This is a genomic window from Pseudomonas sp. RA_35y_Pfl2_P32 (genome assembly GCF_963970735.1).
In the GTDB taxonomy this organism is placed as follows: Bacteria; Pseudomonadota; Gammaproteobacteria; order Pseudomonadales; family Pseudomonadaceae; genus Aquipseudomonas.
Genome location: NZ_CAXAQF010000411.1, coordinates 1 through 301, shown reverse-complemented (window position 1 = coordinate 301; position 301 = coordinate 1). Strand labels below are relative to the sequence as shown.

General features: G+C 58.1%; 1 pseudogene. It reads left to right on the top strand.

Annotation, left to right across the window (positions count from 1 at the left end):
* Nucleotides 1-301 (top strand): annotated as a pseudogene (locus tag AACY45_RS28940) (hypothetical protein); the annotation flags it as partial.

Genomic DNA, 301 nt, shown 5'->3' with positions numbered 1-301 from the left:
GACCTGTCGATCAAAGTGCAAGGCCCTGCCTTGCATGACCTGAACCACAACTTCGCCACCGCCTGGGATCGGGAAACCGCCTGGGTCAAAAAATGGTTTGTCGATGGCCTGCGCGATCAACGCCAGGCCATCAAGCCGAGCCACTTCAAAGCCGCCGGCTCAACCATGACGCAGATGTGCCGCACACAACCACAGGAAGGCGCAGAGACCTCGATTCTGGAGCTGTACCACAACGCCTTGGGCAACGTGCGCAACTACGCCTACTTTGAAAACCAGTACTTCCGCTACCCGCCGTTTGCCA